The organism is Achromobacter agilis, assembly GCF_900496965.1.
Lineage (GTDB): Bacteria > Pseudomonadota > Gammaproteobacteria > Burkholderiales > Burkholderiaceae_B > Achromobacter > Achromobacter agilis.
In genome coordinates, this window is the sequence record NZ_UFQB01000059.1 from 1 (window position 1) to 1,138 (window position 1,138).

The following is a 1,138-nucleotide window of genomic DNA, read 5'->3' on the forward strand; positions in this document are numbered from 1 at the left end:
AATGAAGAAACGATTTACGGAAGAACAGATCATCGGGGTGCTGAAGGAGGCCGAGGCAGGGGCCAAGGTGGCCGAACTGTGCCGCAAGCACGGGATCTCGGAGGCCACTTACTACAACTGGAAGGCGAAGTTCGGCGGTATGACCGTCTCGGACGCCCAGCGACTGAAGGAGCTGGAGCAAGAGAACAACAAGCTGAAGAAGCTGTTGGCTGAATCGATGCTGGACAAGGCTGCGCTTCAGGACCTTTTGAGCCGAAAGTAGCAAGCCCGCAGGCCAAACGCGAAGCGGTCAGAACGTTGATGACCGAGCGCGGCATGGGTATCACCCGGGCCTGCGGGCTGGTAGGCATTTCCCGGTCGCTGTTCGCTTATGAAAGTAAGCGTACGGGCGATGTGGCATTGACCGAGCGCATGAAGGAGATGGCAGCGCTCAAGCGACGCTACGGCTATCGGCGCATCCATATTCTGCTTCGCCGTGAAGGCTGGCAGACGAATCACAAGCGGGTCTGGCGGCTTTACAGCCAAGCCGGCTTGAGCGTTCGTAAGCGTCGCCGCAAGCGCATCGCTCCCGCAGAACGGGTAGTTCGTCCCGTTGCGACGGCGGCGAATCAGAGCTGGTCGATGGACTTCGTGTCCGACGGTCTGGCCTATGGCCGCAGGTTCCGGTGCTTGAACATCGTCGATGACTACACGCGCGAGTGTCTTGCCATCGAGGTCGATACATCACTGCCGGGATTGCGGGTGGCGCAAGTGCTGCAACGGCTTGCGGAACTGCGTGGGTTGCCCAAGTCCATCACCGTGGACAACGGCCCGGAGTTTGCCGGAAGGGCCTTGGACGCTTGGGCCTATCAGGTCGGCGTGAAGCTGTCGTTCATCAGACCAGGCAAGCCCGTGGAGAATGCATACATCGAGAGCTTCAACGGAAAATTCCGCGATGAATGCCTGAATGAGCATTGGTTCATGTCGCTGCGCCAAGCCAAATCCTTGATCGAAGACTGGCGCGTCGAGTACAACACCGAACGCCCGCATAGCGCGCTGGGATACTTAACGCCGGAGCAGTTTGCTCAGGCGCATCGGCAACAACGGTTTTTAACCCTGGACTCTATGTCGGTGCCGTACTAAGTCTGGGGGCAGGTCA

Annotated in this window: 1 protein-coding gene; it reads left to right on the forward strand. The window is 58.9% G+C overall.

Translation table 11 applies throughout. The features are described from left to right. Window position 1: 1 nt before the first annotated feature. Window positions 2-1,122, forward strand: a protein-coding gene (locus AGI3411_RS30015) for an IS3 family transposase (RefSeq protein ID WP_425265391.1) whose coding sequence is annotated in 2 segments (ribosomal slippage) — window positions 2-254 and window positions 254-1,122 — 1,122 coding nt in all. Because the reading frame shifts where the segments join, the coding sequence is not laid out codon by codon here. Window positions 1,123-1,138: the final 16 nt, after the last annotated feature.